The 17,818-nt window shown below is 71.8% G+C and carries 13 protein-coding genes and 2 pseudogenes; 9 read left to right on the top strand and 6 right to left on the bottom strand.

The features are described from left to right. Positions 1-9 precede the first annotated feature (9 nt). The 7 genes and pseudogenes from ACWDR3_RS16165 to ACWDR3_RS16135 all read left to right on the top strand — a co-directional run bounded on the left by ACWDR3_RS16165 (position 10) and on the right by ACWDR3_RS16135 (position 8,291). Positions 10-306, top strand: coding sequence for a hypothetical protein (locus tag ACWDR3_RS16165; protein ID WP_124002654.1), 297 nt, complete (start codon positions 10-12; stop codon positions 304-306). 42 nt (positions 307-348) lie between these two features. Continuing rightward, positions 349-1,758, top strand: coding sequence for an FAD-binding oxidoreductase (locus tag ACWDR3_RS16160; RefSeq protein ID WP_450353113.1), 1,410 nt, complete (start codon positions 349-351; stop codon positions 1,756-1,758). Continuing rightward, positions 1,755-3,416, top strand: a complete 1,662-nt coding sequence (gene mdlC, locus ACWDR3_RS16155) for a benzoylformate decarboxylase (RefSeq protein WP_450353112.1) — start codon at positions 1,755-1,757, stop codon at positions 3,414-3,416. Before ACWDR3_RS16160 ends, mdlC begins: the two co-directional genes overlap by 4 nt. A 278-nt stretch (positions 3,417-3,694) precedes the next feature. Next, a pseudogene (locus ACWDR3_RS16150) lies at positions 3,695-4,810 on the top strand (MFS transporter); the annotation flags it as partial. A 288-nt stretch (positions 4,811-5,098) separates the two neighbouring features. Continuing rightward, the gene (locus ACWDR3_RS16145) at positions 5,099-5,938 is read left to right on the top strand and encodes a type 1 glutamine amidotransferase domain-containing protein (protein WP_124003005.1); all 840 of its coding nucleotides are present in this window, start codon (positions 5,099-5,101) and stop codon (positions 5,936-5,938) included. A gap of 29 nt (positions 5,939-5,967) precedes the next feature. Beyond that, positions 5,968-7,647, top strand: coding sequence for a thiamine pyrophosphate-binding protein (locus ACWDR3_RS16140; protein ID WP_450353111.1), 1,680 nt, complete (start codon positions 5,968-5,970; stop codon positions 7,645-7,647). Positions 7,648-7,649: 2 nt separating this feature from the next. Next, complete coding sequence (locus ACWDR3_RS16135) at positions 7,650-8,291, top strand: DJ-1/PfpI family protein (protein WP_450353110.1); 642 nt, start codon at positions 7,650-7,652, stop codon at positions 8,289-8,291. A 318-nt stretch (positions 8,292-8,609) separates the two neighbouring features. Here the strand turns inward: ACWDR3_RS16135 and ACWDR3_RS16130 are convergent, their stop codons facing one another. After that, complete coding sequence (locus tag ACWDR3_RS16130; RefSeq protein ID WP_450353109.1) at positions 8,610-9,971, bottom strand: helix-turn-helix domain-containing protein; 1,362 nt, start codon at positions 9,969-9,971, stop codon at positions 8,610-8,612. Positions 9,972-10,232: 261 nt separating this feature from the next. Here ACWDR3_RS16130 and ACWDR3_RS16125 point away from each other — a divergent pair, with 261 nt between their 5' ends. Beyond that, entirely contained in the window at positions 10,233-10,376 is a 144-nt protein-coding gene (locus ACWDR3_RS16125) for a hypothetical protein (protein WP_185146347.1), read from the top strand. A gap of 54 nt (positions 10,377-10,430) precedes the next feature. Here the strand turns inward: ACWDR3_RS16125 and ACWDR3_RS16120 are convergent, their stop codons facing one another. From ACWDR3_RS16120 to ACWDR3_RS16110, 3 genes are read right to left on the bottom strand one after another with little or no spacing between them, the layout of a single operon-like run. Beyond that, a complete protein-coding gene (locus ACWDR3_RS16120; protein ID WP_450353108.1) occupies positions 10,431-12,611 on the bottom strand; it encodes a dipeptide ABC transporter ATP-binding protein in 2,181 nt (726 codons plus the stop codon). Next, entirely contained in the window at positions 12,608-13,525 is a 918-nt protein-coding gene (locus ACWDR3_RS16115) for an ABC transporter permease (RefSeq protein ID WP_450353107.1), read from the bottom strand. The genes ACWDR3_RS16120 and ACWDR3_RS16115 overlap by 4 nt, the downstream gene beginning before the upstream one ends. Beyond that, on the bottom strand, positions 13,522-14,496 hold the full coding sequence (locus ACWDR3_RS16110) for an ABC transporter permease (protein WP_450353166.1): 975 nt from the start codon (positions 14,494-14,496) through the stop codon (positions 13,522-13,524). Before ACWDR3_RS16110 ends, ACWDR3_RS16115 begins: the two co-directional genes overlap by 4 nt. 133 nt (positions 14,497-14,629) lie before the next feature. Between ACWDR3_RS16110 and ACWDR3_RS16105 the strand changes: the two genes are divergently transcribed. Further along, a complete protein-coding gene (locus ACWDR3_RS16105; RefSeq protein WP_450353106.1) occupies positions 14,630-16,297 on the top strand; it encodes an ABC transporter family substrate-binding protein in 1,668 nt (555 codons plus the stop codon). A gap of 49 nt (positions 16,298-16,346) precedes the next feature. Here the strand turns inward: ACWDR3_RS16105 and ACWDR3_RS16100 are convergent, their stop codons facing one another. Together ACWDR3_RS16100 and ACWDR3_RS16095 are read right to left on the bottom strand one after the other, a co-directional pair. Next, positions 16,347-17,129: an SDR family oxidoreductase gene (locus ACWDR3_RS16100; protein ID WP_401727655.1), complete on the bottom strand. Its 783-nt coding sequence runs from the start codon at positions 17,127-17,129 to the stop codon at positions 16,347-16,349. A 152-nt stretch (positions 17,130-17,281) separates the two neighbouring features. Continuing rightward, positions 17,282-17,752: pseudogene (locus ACWDR3_RS16095) on the bottom strand (IS701 family transposase); the annotation flags it as partial. Positions 17,753-17,818: the final 66 nt, after the last annotated feature.

The raw sequence follows: 17,818 nt of genomic DNA, 5'->3' as shown, positions 1-17,818 counted from the left end.
CGTGACGACATGAGCACCGTGGAGACCATCCGGTTCCATCTGCGCGAGGGCGTCAGCGACGCCGACTTCCAGGTCCTCAACCGCACGGTCGAGGACGAGTACATGGCCAAGCGCCCGGGCTTCGTGTCCCGGACGACCGCGCGCTCCGCGGACGGCGAGTACCTCGTCACCGTGCACTGGGAGACCGTCGAGGCCGCCGAGGCCACCATCGGCCAGTTCTTCGGCGCCGCCGAGACCCAGGGCTTCCTCGGCGCCGTCGACGTCTCGACGGTCCAGTCGGGCCGTTACGAGCTCGTCCCCCACTGACCCACACGCCCTGCGGCGGACGCGAGGAGGTGCGGTGGGCCCATGGCATCACCGACGACATCGGACACACCCACGGCCGCCGTGCGCGCGCTTCGGGCCACACTGCGGGGCCGCGTCCTGGCCCCCGGCGACCGCGGCTTCGAGGAGGCGTACACGGTCTGGAACGGCGCCGTCCAGGCGCGCCCGGCCGTCGTGGCGCGGTGCGCCGACGAGCAGGACGTGGTGCGCGCGGTCGAGGTCGCGCGCCGGCACGGACTGCGCCCGTCGGTGCGGGCCGGCGGACACGACTGGGCCGGCCGGGCCGTGCGCGACGGCGGCCTGCTCATCGATCTGAGCGCGATGCGCTCGGTCGAGGTCGACCTCGCCGCCCGCACCGCGTGGATCGGGGGCGGCACCAAGGCCGGCGACCTCGTCGAGCGGACCCGCGCCTTCGGGCTCGCCCCGGTCACCGGCACCGTCAAGGCGGTCGGCATGGCGGGGCTCACCCTGGGCGGCGGCTACGGCCTGCTCGCCGGGGAGCACGGGCTCGCCCTCGACAGCCTCGTCGAGGCACGGGTCGTGCTCGCCGACGGCCGCGCCGTCACAGCGAGCGGCGAGGAACTGAGCGATCTCTTCTGGGCGTTGCGCGGTGGCGGCGGCAACTTCGGTGTCGTCACCGCGCTGCGCCACCGACTCCACCCCGTCAGCACGGTCTTCGCGGGCCTGCTGCTGTATCCGCTGGACCAGGCGTCCGCCGTACTGGCCCGCTACCGCGAGCTGGTCGCCGACGCCCCGGACGCGCTGACCGTGATGGCCGGGTTCTTCTGCGGTCCCGAAGGCCGGCCGCTGCTGTTCCTGCTGCCGGTGTGCTGCGGCTCGCCGGAGCTGGGCCGCAGCGTCATGGACCTGTTCGACTCCATCGGGAAACCGGTCGTCGGCCAGGTGCTGCCCACCGAGTACGCGAGCGTGCTGTCCACCTTCGACCAGGTCGTCGTCGACGGCCGGCACAACGAGGTGGGCACCCGCTGGCTCGAAGGCCCGAGCGAGGAGACGAGCGAGCTGCTGATCGACGCCGCCGCCCGCATCACCTCGCCGTACTCCGGGATCTTCGTGCACCAGTTCCACGGCGCCGCGAGCAAGGTCCCGGTGGCGGACACCGCCTTCGCCCTGCGCCGGGACCACCTGCTCGTGGAGGTCGCGGCGACCTGGGAGCCCTCGGACCGGCCGGGGGAGTCGGGGGAGAAGCACCGGCGCTGGGCGCGCGAGCTGGAGCAGCAGCTCGACCCGTACGCGCTGCCCGGCGGCTACCCCAACCTGCTCGGCCCGCACGAACACCGGCGCACCCTGGACGGCTTCGGCCCGCACGTCGGCCGACTGCTCGACATCAAGGAGCGCTACGACCCGGACCACGTCTTCAGCGCGGTCGCCGCGCTGGAACCGCCCGCCCTCAACCCAGGAGAAGGATCACCGTGACCGAAGAGTCGAGCGTCCCCGAGGGGACGCGGACGGTACGGGACGCGACGCTGGACGTACTGCGCGAGCTGGGCCTGACCACCGTGTTCAGCAACCCGAGCCACACCGAGATGAAGCTGTTCGAGTTCTGGCCCGAAGACGAGTTCCGCTTCGTCATGGGCCTGCAGGAAGCCTCCGTGGTCGGCATGGCCGACGGCTACGCGCAGGGCACCGGCGAACCCGCGCTGGTGCTCATCAACGGCGGCCCCGGCGTCGGCAACGCCATGGGCAGCATCTACACGGCCGCCTCGGCGAACACGCCGATGGTCATACTCGGCGGGCAGCAGGCCCGCAAGATGCTCCTCGGGGACCCCTTCCTGGTCGCCAAGGACGCCACCCAGCTGCCCAAGCCGTACATCAAGTGGGCGGGCGAGCCCGGCCGTCCGCAGGACGTGCCCGCGCTGATCGCGCAGGCCTACCAGATCGCCAAACAGGCCCCGCAGGGACCGGTGTTCGTGGCCGTGCCCGAGGACGACTGGGTACGCCCGGCCGACCCGGAGCCGGTGCGCATCGCGCAGGTCAACACCGCGGTCGTACCCGACCCGGCGGCCCTCGCGGAGATCGCCGCGGCGCTCAACGGCGCCGAGCGGCCCGGCATCGTGGCCGGCGGTCCGGTGGACGCGCAGGGCGCGCGCCGCGAACTGATCGCGCTGGCCGAGAAGTTGAACGCCCGTGTGTGGGGCGCCCCGGTGTGGAACCGCGGCGCGTTCCCGGAGGACCACCCGCTGTTCGCGGGTGTGCTGCCGCCCATCCCGGAGCTGATCAACGAGCGGCTGTCCGCCCAGCACGACGTGGTCGTGGTCCTGGGTGGCCCGGCGTTCACCCTGTTCACAGCCTGGGACCTGTTCTCGACCGCCCCCGCGGAACTGGACAAGACCCCGCGTCCGACGCTCACTTCGGACGTCCGCTTCCTGCACGTCACCGACAACCCGCAGGCGGCCGCCGCGACCCTGGCCAACACCAGTTACGTCGCCCCGCCCGGGGCCGTCGTCAAGGCCCTGGTGCCGCTGGCCGAGCAGCGCGAGCGCGTCGAACTGGCGCCGGTGCGCGAGCCGGTGCCGGTGCCGGAGCCCTCGACACCGCTCAGCCAGGCGTACCTGTTCCACGTCCTGTCCCAGGAACTGCCCTCCGACGCGGCGCTGTTCGAGGAACTGCCCATCGCCCGCGCCGACTTCCACGAGCAGATCCCGCTGGGCGCCGACAACGGCTACTTCGCCACCGCCAGCGGCGCGCTCGGCTTCCCGTTCGCGGGTGCGGTCGGGTTCGCGCTGGCCCAGCCCGACCGGCGGACCGTCGTCGTGGTCGGCGAGGGCTCCGCGCAGTACACCCTGCACGCCCTGTGGACCGCGGCGCAGCACCAGCTGCCGGTCACCTTCGTGATCCCCGACAACGCCGGGTACCTGTCCCTGAAGTACTACCTCCAGGACCAGAAGTCCTGGCAGAAGGGCTATGACCTCAGCGGCGTCGACATGGCCCAGCTGGCCCGTGGCTTCGGCGTCCGCGGCGAGCGGGTCGAGACCCCGGACGGCCTGCGCGAGGCCCTCCACGACGCGCTCACGGCCGAAGGACCGGTCCTGCTGGACGTCGTGGTCGCCGACCCGGGCCTGTTCCGCCTCTGAGCGGGACCCGCACATCCGGTACGTGGACGCCTTCCGCCTGAGCGGGAGGCGTCCTGCCGTAGGAGCCGCCCCTCCCACGCCCCGGGCCGTGTCCGCGAAGTCCCTCCCCAGGAGGTGCCCCAGCCGCGCGAAAGCCTGAGTACGCCCAGTACGGCTGCTACCGCCGGGCAGGCCGAGAGCACGAACCGGTCGCCGCCCGGCCCGCCCTCCCGGCGGACGACGGGACTTCGCGGACACGACCCAGCCCATCCCGCCCCGCCGTGGAGGGACACCTCGTCATGCCCGCAACCCCGCCGCCGGACGCCGCGCCGCGTCCGCGCCGGCCCGCGTCCGGCACCGTCGCCGACTCCACCGACCGATGTCCCGGCAGTCTGCGCTGGGCCGCGGCGGTGGCCAACGCGGACTGGCACATCACCGCGCCCCTGCTGGTGGCGCTCACCGCCGCACTGGGCACCGGGATCGACACGGTGACCACGGCCGTCGGCGCGTACTCCCTGGGCCACGGGATCGCGCTGCCGTTCTGGGGACGGGCCGCCGACCGGTACGGCCCCGCCCGCACCCTGCGCACCGGCCTCGCCCTGGCCGCGCTCGCGTCGGCGGGCGGCGCGCTGTGCCGCACGGGCACGGAATGGCTGGTGCTGCGCACCGCCGCGGGCGCCGCCTTCGCCGCGGTGACCCCGGCCGTCGCCCTGTACTGCCACGAGGCCGGCGGCCCCGCCGAGTCCAGACAACGCCGCTTCGCCGACGTGATGGCCCTCTCCGCCGGCACCGCCGTCGCGGCCCCCCTCTACGCGGACGCGACCGAGGCCCTGGCCTCCTGGCGCCTGGTCTTCCTGACGATCGCGGTCCTGTGCGCCGCGGTGGCGGTGTCCACCAGAAAGCTGCCCCAACTTCCGCCGCAGGCTGTGCAGTTGCACCCCCGTGACGGACTGCGCGCCCGGGCGGACCCCAGACCCGGTTCTCCGGAAGGTCGCCGCTTCCGCAAGACCCTCTTCCTGATCCTGCTCGTCGGCGCAGCCGAAGGCGCTGTCCTGCTCACCCTGCCCTCGCTGCTGGCGCCCGCGCTCGCGGTGCGCGGGTCCGGGGCGGGGAGCGGTACCGCGGTCGCCGTGGCCTACGGGGCCAGCGTGCTCGGGGGCAGCGTGCTGCTGCGCCGGGCCGCAGGCCGTCGTAGGCCCGCCGTGCTCGTCACCACCGGCGGAGCCCTCGGTGTCGCCGCCGCCCTCGCCGCCGCCACCCGGACCACCCCCGTCGTGCTCACCGGCAGCGCGGTGCTCCTCGGGCTGTCCTGGACGCTGCTGCACACCACCCTGCAGACCTGGCTGCCCCGGCTGCTGCCGTCCGGCCGACGGGCCACCGCCGCCTCGCTGTTCGCCACCTCAGGGGTGCTCGCGGGCGGTCTGGGCGTGGCCCTGGCGGCGCCCCGGCTGCGCGAGGGGCGCGCGCCCGACGTCTTCCTCCTCGCGGCCGCCCTGTGCGCCCTGATGACGTGCGCGCTCGCGGTGTGCGCCCGGCGCTGGACAACCAGCCGCGTGGTACGGCGAGTTGCCGTAGTGCGGTCTGCCACTTCGACCTGTGTGGCACCCGCACCCCTCCCGCCTGGTAGGGGCCAAACCCGTAAAACTAGACATGAGTTCGGCAGTTCGCTTGTCCGAATTGAACGCCGAACGAGAGGAACCCCCGTGAGCAGGCGCATCCTTGTCGTCCTGTCGGAGTACGGCTACTGGGGCGAGGAACTCATCGGCCCCCTGGAGACCTTCGACAAGGCCGGCTATCACCTGACCTTCGCCACCCCGACCGGCAAGCGCCCGGTGGCCCTGCCGCCGAGCTACGACCCCGACTTCGTCGACCCGCCGCTCGGCCGCTCCGTCACCACCCCGGAGATGGCGGCCAAGGTCAAGGCCGTCGAGGCCTCCGACCGCCTCGACAACCCGCTCGACCTGTCGTCGTGGCTCCCGGAGCGCCCCTACCGCTCCAAGCCGTACTTCCTGCGCGAGTACGAGTCGTACAACACCCGCCTGGAGAAGGTCCAGGAGCAGGTCGCGGACCGCTACGACGCACTGCTCGTCGTCGGCGGCAGCGGCCCGATCGTCGACCTCGCCAACAACTGGCGGGTGCACGACCTGATCCTCGCCTTCTACTACCTGGACCGCCCCATCGCCGCCGAGTGCTACGGCGTCACCTGCCTCGCCTTCGCCCGTGACCAGCGCGACCGCGAGAGCATCATCCGCGGCAAGCACGTCACCGGCCACTGCATCGAGTACGACTGGCAGGACGGCACCGGTTTCGTCGGCACCGACTTCAACATGGGCCCGCCTCCGTACCCGCTGGAGTACATCCTGCGCGACGCCACCGCACCCGGCGGCGCCTACCACGGCAACTTCGGCCGGACCACCTCCGTCATCGTCGACTACCCCTTCATCACCGGGCGTTCGACCCCCGACTCCTACCTCACCGGCCAGAAGACCGTCGAGGTCCTCGACCAAGGCCTGCGCCAGTGGGGCTTCAAGGCCACCGCGTAACCGCCCACCCCCTGACGGACGGAGAGACGATGGACAGCAGGCCGGCCCGGGCGGCGTTCCTGGAGCAACTGGTCGCCGACGGGGTGCCGTACATGTTCGGCAACCCCGGCACGGTCGAGCAGGGCTTCCTGGACGAACTGCGCCACTTCCCGGGCCTCGAGTACGTGCTGACCCTGCAGGAGTCCGTGGCCGTGGGCATGGCCGACGGATACGCCCGGGCCACCCGCCGGCCGACCCTCGTCCAGCTCCACTCCGGAGTGGGCCTCGGCAACGGCATCGGCATGCTGTACCAGGCCATGCGCGGCCACGCCCCGCTGGTCGTCGTGGTCGGCGAGGCGGGCCTGCGCTACGAGGCCATGGAGGCGCAGATGGCCGCGGACCTGGTCGGCATGGCCAGGCCCGTGACCAAGTGGGCGACCCGCGTGGTCGACCCCGACTCCACGCTGCGGGTGCTGCGCCGGGCCTTCAAGGTCGCCGGCACCCCGCCGTACGGCCCGGTCCTGGTGGTGCTGCCCGCCGACGTGATGGACCGGCACACGAGCGAGGAAGCGGTGCCGGTGGTGTATCCCGACACCGCTTCCGCACCACGTCCCGAACAGATCGCCCACGCCGCCGTGCTGCTGTCCGGCGCCCGGCGCCCGATCGTCATCGCCGGGGACGGGGTCCACTTCGCCGGGGCCCAGCAGGAGCTGGCCCGGCTGGCCGAGGTGTGGGGCGCGGAGGTGTGGGGCGCGGACTGGGCAGAGGTGAACCTGTCCGTGGAACACCCCGCGTATGCCGGCCAGCTGGGTCATATGTTCGGCGAGAGCAGCCGCCGGGTCACGGGCGCGGCGGACGCGGTCCTGCTGTGCGGGACGTACGCCCTGCCCGAGGTCTTCCCGGCCCTGGAAGGCGTGTTCGGCAAGGGAGTTCCGGTCGTCCACGTCGACCTGGACACCGACGCCATCGGCAAGAACCACCCCGTCGACCTGGGCCTCGCGGCCGACCCCAAGCGCACGCTGGCACTGCTCGCGGGCGCGCTGGACGAGCGGATGAGCGACGCGGAGCGCGAGGCCGCGGCCGAGCGGCTGCGCGCGGGCGCCGCCGAACGCGCCCGGGTCCGGGCGGAGTCGGCGGCGCACCTGCGTGACACGGCTGCCGCGCAGGACCTCCCGCACATCGCCTTCGCGGAGGAGCTGGCGGCCCAACTGCCCGAGGACGCCGTGCTGTTCGACGAGTCGCTGACCGCCGGACCCGCGCTCTTCGGTCCGCTGCCGGCGGCCGTGCCCGGTCACTGGCACCAGACCCGCGGCGGCTCTCTCGGCGTCGGCATCCCCGGCGCCCTGGGCGCCCAGCTCGCCCATCCCGACCGCACGGTGGTCGGTTTCACCGGCGACGGCGGCAGCATGTACACCTTCCAGGCACTGTGGACGGCGGCCCGGCACAACATCGGCGCGAAGCTCGTGATCTGCAACAACAGCAGCTACAAGCTGCTTGAGGACAACATCGAGCAGTACTGGCGGGAGCAGGACATCCCCGCCCACGCGCAGCCGGAGATCTTCGACCTCTCCCACCCCGCCATCGACTTCGGCGCGCTGTCGAGGTCGCTCGGCGTGCCTGCGGTGCGGGTGGAGAAGCCGAGCCAGGTCGCGGGGGCGGTGGCCGACGCGCTCGCGCACCCCGGCCCGTTCCTGATCGATCTGGTCACCGGCCGCGGGAAGGGGCAGTAGCCGTGCGTCTGTCGGGACACAAGATCGCCGTACTGATGGAGAGCGACTTCTACGAGCCCGAGATCCTCTATTACCAGCGCAGGTTCCCGGAGGAGGGCGCGGAGGTCCACTTCCTGACCCGCCTGTGGGGCGCGGAGCGGATCACCTTCCACGGGCACGAGCACCGGATGCCGTTCACGGTGACCGAATCGTTCGAGGACATCGACGAGTTCGCGCTCAAGGAGTTCAGCGCCGTCATCGTGCCCTCGGGCATCGTGGCCGACCGGCTGCGCTACACCGAGGACCCGAAGCAACTGCCGCCCGCCGCGCACTTCCTGCGCCGCGCGTTCGCCGACCCGGTCATCGTCAAGGGGATCATCTGCCACGGCATGTGGCTGGCGGCCCCGGTGCCGGGCCTGGTGCGCGGCCGGCGCGCGGTGGTGCACAACAACCTGCTCGGCGACCTGCGCAACATGGACGGGATCTACGTCGACCAGGACGTGGTCGTCGACGACGACCTGGTCACCGGGCGCACCGGCGAGCACTGCCACCTGTTCGCCCGCACCATCATCGAACTGCTCGCCTCCCACCCGCGGGGTCTGCCGGCCCCGTCCTGGACGACCCCGAGGCTGACCGGGCAGCCCCCCGCGGCGGCGCTCCCGTGACCGCGCCGCCGCACCGGGCCGCCCGCGAACCGGCGGCCGGGCACCGCAGTCCGGCGGTTCCTCCCCCCGCCCCGGTGCCCGGCCCGCGGTCCCCCTCCTCGCGGGCGGCCCGTCCCCGGTCCCGCCGGAGACACCCGTGACCACGTCACCGGCGGGGGAGCACCTCTCACCACACGTCCGTGCGCAACACACGTCCGCCGCACCCGGGTTCACGGGTGCGGCGGCGACGCCTGGCAGAGCGACGGGGGGAGTACGTCGATGAGGTCCGGTGGGGAAGTGCGCGGGGCCGTCGCGGGGACGCCCCCGCCGCGGACCGTGTCAGCCGTGCCGTTCCTGAGCCTGGGCCAGGGACTGGGCGGGGTCGTAGGTCATCGGCATGCCCGAGGCCTGCAGCGCGTGGTCGTAGGCCTCAAGGGCCTCCTTCGAGCGGCCCTGGCGCTTCCACACGTCACCGATGTGCCGCCACTCCTGGGCCGTCTCGTACGACGCGGTGAAGTGCCGCAGCTGACGTGTCGCCGCGTGCAGGGCCTGCAGCCCCTGGTCGGCGTCCCCGCGCAGCAGATGGATCTCCGCCAGCCGGACCCGTGCCCCGACCGCCTCCACCCGCGGACCCGAACTCATCAGGCCCAGCGCGCGCCGGGCGTGATCGGCGGCCTCGTCCCAGCGCCCGAGCTGCATGTTGGCGTCCACCAGGCAGATCTCGCACCGGCCCTGCTCGACCGCGGTGCCGAACTGCGCGAGGGTCTCGCCGGCGTCGTCCAGCAGCTGCTTGGCGCGGGCCGGGTCGGGGCTGCCGGACTGGAGCTCCAGCCAGGCGACGTTGACCTTGAGCATCGCCACGTGCCGCAGATTGTCGTCGTCGGCCATCATCGCCAGCGCCCGCTCGGTCAGCGCGAGCGCCTCGGGCAGCTGCCGGCGGGAGACGGCGACCAGACCCGCGTTCCAGTACACCGCGCCCCGGCCGGTGCGCCCGCCGTGCTCCTCCGCCACCGGGATCAGCTTCTGGGCGAGCAGATGGGCCCGGGTGATGTCACCGCGCATCAGGTACGACGCGATGAGCGTGGAGCCGACCTGGATGTGGTCGACCGTGACGTCGAGCCCGAGGGAGTCCAGCGTCGCGAGCGCTCGCTCGCAGATCTCGATGCTGAGCGTGACGTCGCCCATGGTCCGGTAGCAGCGGCCGAGGGCGACCGACACCCGGCACCACTCGTCCGAACCGGCCGCGAGAGACGGGTCCTTGACGAGATCCTCCAGGACGGGAATCGCGGCCTCGACCCGGTCCAGCTTCTCCAGCGCGGTCGCCTGTCCGATGCGAGCGCGCAAGCGCATCGCGGAGTCGACGAGGCCGGGCTTCGACAGAAGTTCGCCGAACGCCTGGAGCGCCTCTCCGTTGTCGCCGTTGCGCAGTGCCATTTCGGCGAAAGAGAGCCTCAGTCGCGCGTCTTCGGTGGCGTGGTCGTCGCGGCCGGTCCTCAGATGCTCCGGCGAACACCCGAGTTTCCGGGCCAATGTGGTGAGCACGGCATCCGAGGGAGCCCTTTTGCCCGATTCGATGAGCGAGATGTAGCTCGCGGAGATATCCGTGGAGGCCAGATCCTGCTGCTTCAGGCCGAGCTCGACCCGAAGGTCTCGGATGCGCCTGCCCACCTGGACCGGAGATACGTCTTCGACATGATCCATTTGGCTTCCCAGGGTGAGCACATGACTTGAGATGTCATAGATCACAATACCAGCATGACTGAGGCACGCCAATGGGTGTGGCGGACCTCATCCCGCCGATGGCCCAAAGTGCGGTGTTCCAGCGGATGGCCTTTCGGCGGCGGGCAGGAAATGGAAATTCCGGTTCTGCCTGTCGTTTCTTTGTAAAACCGCTCTTGACTTGATCTGTAATTCACGCTTGACTGTCGTTGTAAAGAAAAGAAAGCGGGAGAGGAGAGAAAAGTGATTCCGAAACACGTCATATTGCTTGTGGCAATGCTGCTGGTTGCCGGCCTCGCCGCCTCCGGTCTCTATGTCGCGGCAGGTGAGCCGTCGAAGGAACCGGTCAAGCAGTCCATGCAGAACGGTCCGAACGGCTGCTGCTGAGGCCGACGGCCCGCACCGGGCCGAGCGTTCGGGACATTTCCGTCCCGCGCCGAGTCAGCCCCCCGTGAGGGGGAAATGGCAGACGACCGACCGGCCGCCGTCGATCGGCGTCCGAGCCACCGCGGGGAATTCCCGTTCACAGCGCGACCGTTGACTCGGCTCCAGTGATTCGTACACCGGGCAGCGTGGCCTGAACCGACATCCCGTACCGCTGTCGCCGGCAGCGGGCGGATCGCCGCGCAGCACCGTCGCCGAACGAACTCGCGCCACCGCGGGATCCGGCACCGGAACCGCGTCCAGCAAGGCTTTGGTGTACGGATGACAGGGTTGTCCGAACACCTCGTCCACCGTGCCGGTCTCGACGACGCGACCGGCATACATCACCGCGACCCGGTCGGCGATCTGCCGGACCATGGCGAGGTCGTGGGAGACGAACAGGCACGAGGGGCCAGGGTCCTCCTTCAGCCGGCGCAGCAGATCGAGGATCCCGGCCCGCACGGACACGTCGAGCGCGGACACCGGCTCGTCGAGCAACAGCAACCGCGGTTCCACGGCCAACGCCCGGGCGATGGCGATGCGTTGACGCTGCCCACCGGAATACCGGTGCGGGAGGGCGGCGGCGTCGTCCGGGCGCAGGCCGACCAGCCGCAGCACCTCCGGCACCCGTGCGGCGATCCGCTCGGCCGACGCCCGCTGCACCAGCAGCGGCTCGGCGACGATGTCGCCCACCGTCATCCGCGGATCCAGGCTCGCCATCGGATCCTGGAACACGATCTGCAGCGCGCCCCGCAACCGCCGCTCGGCCTCCCGGGAGAGCGTCCCGGTGTCCTGCCCGAGGACCTCGATGGTGCCCTGACGTGGCGCCTTGAGCGAGATCACCTCCAACAGCGTGGTGGACTTCCCGCACCCGGACTCGCCCACCAGCCCCAGCGTCTCACCCCGGCACACCTCCAGATCCACCCCTTCCAGGGCCCGCACCTCACGCCTGCCACGCCGCCACCGACCGCCCCCGGCCACCGGGAACGACTTGACCAGTCCCCTGATCCGCAGCACCGGCTCCACCACGCCCCGCGCCGGCGCCGCCCGCACGGGCACCGACGGCGGAAACAGCGCCGCGGCCCCGAGCCGGACGGCTTCCTCGCTGCGCCGACAGGCGGCCAAGTGCCGTGCGTCGAGGGGCAGTCGCGGCTCCTGGTCGGCAAGGTGTGATGCGGCACCCGTCAATGACGCCTCGGCGTCGGCCGGTTGATGCACCTCACCTGCCACTTCACCTTCACGACAGGTCAGTTCCGGCTCGTCCGTCCGGCACTCCGGCTCGGCCAGCGGGCAGCGCGGGGCGAAGGCGCAGCCGGGATCCCGGCCCCCCGGAGCCGGCGGAGCACCCGGCATCGGAGTCGGGAGGACATCCCGGTCGAGCCTGGGCACGGAACCGATCAGCCCCGCGGTGTACGGCATCCTGGGCCGCGCGAACAGCTCCCGCGTGCGTCCGTACTCCACCACCCGCCCGCCGTACATCACCGCCACCCGGTCCGCGGTGCCGGCCAGCACCCCCAGGTCGTGACTGATCAGCAGCAGCGCCGCGCCCGTCTCGCGGCGCGCGGTGACCAGCGCCTGGAGCACCTGCGCCTGGACGGTGACGTCGAGCGCGCTGGTGGGCTCGTCGGCCACGATGACGTCGGGGCGGTTCGCCATCGCCATCGCGATCATCGCCCGCTGCCGGGTGCCGCCGGACAGCTGGTGCGGATAGGCGTCGGCGACCCGGCCCGCCTCCGGCACCCCGACCGCGTCCAGCAGCTCCGCCGCCGCCCGGCGGGCCGACTCCCGCCCCGGACGCGGGCGTTGGTGGATGCGCAGGGCCTCGCCTATCTGGTCGCCGATCCGGTGCACCGGGGTGAAGGCGGCCAGCGCGTCCTGGAAGACCATGGCGATGTGCCGGCCGCGCAGCCGGGCCAGCTCGCGCACCGGCAGCCCGACCAGCTCCTGCCCCGACAGCCGTACGGAGCCCGTCGCTTCGAGTCCCGGCGGGCACAACCCCAGCAGGGCCAGGGCGGTGAGACTCTTGCCCGCCCCCGACTCGCCCGCCAGACCCAGCACTTCGCCCCGGCGCAGCAGCAGGTCGACGCCCCGCACCAGAGGTAGGGCGGGGGAGCGCCGCGAGGCCGGCCGGCCGACCCGCAGCCCGCGCGCCTCCAGCAGCACCTCTGTCGAGGCCGTCGTGGAACCCGGCGCCGTCATGCCCGGCCCACCGCCGGACCGCTCTCCACGGAGGCCGGACCGACCGCGCCCGCCGAGCCGGCCGCTCCGGCCGCGCCCACCGGGTCGAACGCGTCCCGCAGCCCCTCGCCGACCAGATGACAGGCCAGGACCAGCAGCACAAGGAGGCCGACCGGGAAGAAGAACATCCACGGATACGTCGTCGGCACGTCGGAGGAGTCGGCGATCAGCGTGCCCAGTGAGACGTCCGGCGGCTGCACGCCGAAACCGACGTACGAAAGGCCCGTCTCGCTGATCACCGCGCCCGCCACCGCGACCGTGGCGTTGGTGGTGAGGAAGGAGACCAGGTGCGGCAGGATGTGCCGGCGCACCACCGCGACCGGCCCGAGGCCCATGTACCGCGCCGCCAGCACGAATTGACGTTCCTTCAGGGAGCGGGTCATGGCGCGTACCGCGCGGGCGGTGACCATCCAGCCGAACGCCGCGAGCAGTCCGCCGTAGCCGAGCCAGCCCAGGGCCCGCAGCCGGGGCGCGGCGACCACCAGGACCAGGAACGCGGGCACCACCAGCATCAGGTCGACGAGGAACATCAGCACCCGGTCCGGCCAGCCGCCCAGATACCCGGCGCACACGCCGACGACCGTGCCGCCCGCCGTCGAGACGACGGCCACCAGGAACCCGATGAGCAGCGACTTCTGCAGTCCGCGCACGCACTGCGCGAAGACGTCCTGGCCTATGCGGTTGGTGCCGAACCAGTGCCCGGAGCCGGGCGGCACGCGCAGAGCCGTGTAGTCGACGGCGGCGTACGGCCAGCGCGTCAGCGCGGGTCCGGCGAAGGCGAGCAGCAGCAGTGCGCACAGCAGCGCCGTCCCCGCGACCGCCGACGGGGAGCGGGTCAGCCGCCGCAGCATCCGTCCGCTACGCGGGTAGCTCATGCGAATCGGACCCGGGGATCGAGCGCGGCGTGCAGCAGGTCCGCGCAGAGTCCGGCCAGCAGCACGAGCACCGCGCCGAACACCTCGATCGCCACCACGGCGTTCACGTCGCCCTTCTGCACGGAGTCGAGGAACCAACTGCCCATGCCGTGCCAGCCGTAGATCTTCTCCGTGAACACCGCGCCGGTGAACATCGTCACGAACCCGAACGCGAACACGGTGGTCAGCGGGATCAGCGAGGTGCGCAACCCGTGCCGCAACAGGGCCCGTCCGGGGGTGAGCCCCTTGGCCTGGGCGGTGCGCAGATGCTCCGCGCCGAGCACGTCGAGGGTCGCCCCGCGCTGGTAGCGGCTGTAGAGGGCGACCGCGCCCAGGGAGACGGAGAGGGTGGGCAGCACCAAGTGCGCCGCCATGTCCCGCAGTTGGACCAGCGGCCCGCCGTCCAGGCCAGGAGTGCGCTCGCCGGTGTAGCGGATCACGCTGCGGCCCGTCGCGTCGTTGACCGCGATCGCGCCGGTCTGCAGCAACAGCCCGAGCACGAAGGGCGGCACCGACAGCACCGTGAACGACAGCAGCGTCAGCCCCCGGTCCGGCAGCCGGCCGCGCCGCACCGCCGCCCATACGCCGGCGAGCACTCCCAGCGCCGTGCCGGTCACCGTGCCCACCAGCAGCAGCCGGGCGGTCACCCCCACCCGGCGGCCGAACTCGGCGGTCACGGACGTCCCGTCGAGCGTGCGCCCCAGATCGCCGTGCAGGGCCCGCCACGACCAGTGCCCGAACCGCTCGACCACCGGCGTCCGCCGGTCCAGGCCGAGTTCGGCCAACCGCTGGTCGACCACCCGCTGCGGCGGAGGCGGTGTGCGCTCCTCGAAGTAGGCGCGTGGGTCAAGAGCCGCCGAGGAAAGCAAATAGCAAAGGAAAGTTGACGTGACGAGCAATAAACAGTAGTTCGCCAGACGTTTTGACAGCATCGCCCACAATGCGACTCCCCCTGCGGCGCTTCACGGCCTTGACATGAGCCAATGTTAAACTTCCGAGCCGCTCGGGAGGGGCATCGAAATGACGAGATTCCCGGAACGACGCAGATTCTTATGGAGCGTTCAGGTGTGGATCGCGCTCGTCGCGGTGTTGGCCGGATGTACGTCGTCCGGCGGGCCGAACGAACCTGACGACCGGGATTCTCGCGCGGCGGTTCCGGCGTACGACCGCGCCGATGTCAACGCCCGCCCCCGCAGCGCACTTCGGGACGGCGGCACCCTCACTCTCTCCATGGTCCAGTGGCTCACCCAGTTCAACTACTTCCAGCTGGACGGCGCCCTGGACGACGCGCTCACCGTCGTCGGCCTCTTCGAGCCACGCCTGTTCCTGCGGGACGCGAAAGGCGTACCGCACCCGGTCCCCGACTACCTGAGCTCCGCCAAGGTGACCTCCACCGCTCCCCAGACGGTCGTCTACCGGCTCAACCCCAAGGCCCGCTGGTCCGACGGAACGGCCCTGGGCTGGCAGGACTTCGCCGCCCAGTGGCGCGCCCTGGGCCGCGCCGACCACCGCTACCAGATCGCCGACCCGAGCGGATACGAGGACATCGCGTCGGTCTCCGAGGGCGCCGACGCGCATGAGGTCAAGGTCACCTTCAAGACGCCCTTCGCCGACTGGCAGCGCCTGTTCACCCCGCTGTATCCCGCCGCCGCGTTCAGCACCCCGGAGGAGTTCAACGACGGCTGGCGGACCGGACTGCCCGTCACCGCGGGCCCGTTCAAGGTCGGCTCGCTGGACACCACCGGCAAGACCCTGACCGCCGTACGCGATCCGAAGTGGTGGGGCACCCGGCCCCTCCTGGACCAGGTCGTCTTCCGCACCCTCGACCCCACGACCGCCGTCCAGGCCTACCTCAACGGCGAGATCAGCGCCGTCAACGCGGCCTCCGGGGACGTCTACGACCGGCTCAAGGGCGCGGCGGACACCGACATCCGCACCGGCTCCGCCTGGGACGAGGTGCTGGTCTCCTTCAACGGCGCGAGCGGCCCGCTGGCCGACCCCCAGGTACGCAGAGCCGTACTGCGGGCGGTCGACCGGAACGCACTGGCGAAGGTCGCCGGTGAAGGGCTGCCGATCGGCGTGCCGTTGCTCGGCAATCACTTCTTCATGACCAACCAGCCGGGCTACACCGACAATTCGGGGACCCTCGGCCGCTACGACCTGAAGGAGGCCGAGCGAATTCTGGACGAGCGCGGATGGCGGCGGAAGAACGGGAGCGGAACACGCGCCAAGGACGGGCAGGAGTTGAAGCTGCGATTCGTGCTCAGCCAGTCCACCAACCGCCTCGGGCTCGACCTCTCCCAGCTGATCCAGCAAATGCTCTCCCGGGTCGGCATCGCGGTGGAGATCCAGAAGGCCCCGGCCGACGACTACTTGTCGAAGTACCTCAACCAAGGGAATTTCGACATGGCGATCTTCCGATTCATCGGCCAGACCTATCCCAGCTCGTTGTACTCGATCTACCGGGAGCCGAGCGGCACTCAGGCCTATGAGAACTACGGCCGGATATCCAGCCCCGAGATCGACGCCCTGCTGCGGGAGGCCGTGCACACCCTGGATCCGGCGCGCCGCGCCCGCCTGTACAGACAGGCCGACGCGGAGATCTGGGAGGCGGCCCACGACCTCCTGCTCTATCAGCGCCCGCAGATCCTCGCCGTCCGCGAGGGTCTCGCCAACTACGGCGTACCGGGCCTGGGTGACATCGACTTCACCCAGGTCGGCTGGGAACGCTGACGGCCGCGAGCCGCCCCAACTCCCTTTGCGCTGTGCTCAGTAGCCGCGCTCAGTAGACGAGTCCGCCGTCGGCGCGGATGTTCTGCCCGGTCACCCAGGCCGCGTCCGGCCCGGCGAGGAACGCCACCACGGCGGCCACGTCCGCGGGCCGTCCGAGCCGGCCCAGCGGGGTGTCGGCGATCACGTGCTCGCGGATCTCCGCGGTGGTCGCACCGCGCAGCATGTCGGTGTCGCTCGGCCCGGGCGAGACGGTGTTGACCGTGATCCCGCGCGGACCCAACTCCCGTGCCGCCACCCGCACGAACGCCTCGCCCGCCGACTTGCTGGCGATGTACACCGACTCCGGCACCCGCGGCCAGCGCGTGGTCACGGTCGACAGGCCGATGATCCGCCCGCCGTCCCCCATCCGCTGCGAGGCGAACTGCACGGCGAAATAAGGGGCCTTGGCGTTGACGGCCATCACCCGGTCGTACTCCGCCTCGGCGGTCTCGCCGATCGGCGTGAACGAGGCCACGCCGGCGCTGTTGACAAGGATGTCGAGGCCTTCGGCGCCGATGGAGCGGAAGTGCTCGTCGGCCGTCGTGAACAGCCGCTCGATCTGGGCCACTTCCGCGAGTTCGGTCTGCACCGCCCAGGCGGTGCCGCCGGCCGCCGCGATCTCTTCCTCGATCTCGGTGGCGGCGTCCTTGTTGGTCGCGTAACTGAACACGACGGCCGCGCCGTCGTCGGCCAGTCGTCGCACGATCGCCCGGCCGAGGCCGCGCGAGCCCCCGGTCACGACCGCCGTACGGCCCGCGAGCACCTTGCCCGTGGCCGTCTGCGCCTGGTTCATACGAGCCTCCTGTGTCTCGCTGCACGAGCGAGGGCGTGAACGGGGAACGAGGAAATGCGGAAACGCGGCATGGAGTTCCGGAAGGGACAGGACATCGCCACGGCACCCCCGCGCCGCCCTGACGTATCCGCCCGCATCCGTCCGCGTCCCGCCTAGCCGGCCGAGCCCGACGGGGCCGGCCGGGGCCGGCGCAGCGTGTCGTAGCCCAGCGCGACCGAGGCCAGCGTGACGTGGTGGTGCCAGCCACGGAACGAACGGCCCTCGAAGTCGCCGAGGCCGAAGTCCTGTTGGAGCCGCTCCAGGCTGTTGCCGCACAGCGCCCGCAGCTGCGCGAGCGGCAGTACGTCGGCGATCCTGCGCGCGGGCAGGTTGGTCAGCCAGTAGGTGCGCGGGGCGGGCCTGCCGTAGGGCCAGTCGGCGACCAGGTGCCGGGGGCGCTGCGGGGGGCGTTCGGGCAGCGGGCGCCCGGCCGCCGTGCCCAGGCGCGCCTCCGCGAGCAGCAGCGCCGGCATGGACAGCACCTGGGACTGCCGCATGCGTGAGGTCACCCGGTCCTGCCAGGCGATCGGCATCCGCTTGCGGTGCTGGACGGCGTGCCGGGCCAGCTCCGACAGAGTGCCGCGGCCGGACCACGCACGGTCACGGATATGACGCTCCTCACGTGACGTCACCCCAGTCCGCCTTATTCC

This window comes from Streptomyces sp. NPDC001002 (assembly GCF_053599215.1).
Note: the sequence above shows the minus strand (reverse complement) of the source record. Positions and strands in the feature narration are given on the sequence as shown.

Bases quoted from the DNA above. Each gene is read 5' to 3' on its own strand.
- ACWDR3_RS16165 (WP_124002654.1), top strand. From the start codon at position 10: ATGAGCACCGTGGAGACCATCCGGTTCCATCTGCGCGAGGGCGTCAGC.
- ACWDR3_RS16160 (WP_450353113.1), top strand. From the start codon at position 349: ATGGCATCACCGACGACATCGGACACACCCACGGCCGCCGTGCGCGCG.
- ACWDR3_RS16140 (WP_450353111.1), top strand. From the start codon at position 5,968: ATGGACAGCAGGCCGGCCCGGGCGGCGTTCCTGGAGCAACTGGTCGCC.
- ACWDR3_RS16130 (WP_450353109.1), bottom strand. From the start codon at position 9,971: ATGGATCATGTCGAAGACGTATCTCCGGTCCAGGTGGGCAGGCGCATC.
- ACWDR3_RS16120 (WP_450353108.1), bottom strand. From the start codon at position 12,611: ATGACGGCGCCGGGTTCCACGACGGCCTCGACAGAGGTGCTGCTGGAG.
- ACWDR3_RS16115 (WP_450353107.1), bottom strand. From the start codon at position 13,525: ATGAGCTACCCGCGTAGCGGACGGATGCTGCGGCGGCTGACCCGCTCC.
- ACWDR3_RS16110 (WP_450353166.1), bottom strand. From the start codon at position 14,496: ATGCTGTCAAAACGTCTGGCGAACTACTGTTTATTGCTCGTCACGTCA.
- ACWDR3_RS16100 (WP_401727655.1), bottom strand. From the start codon at position 17,129: ATGAACCAGGCGCAGACGGCCACGGGCAAGGTGCTCGCGGGCCGTACG.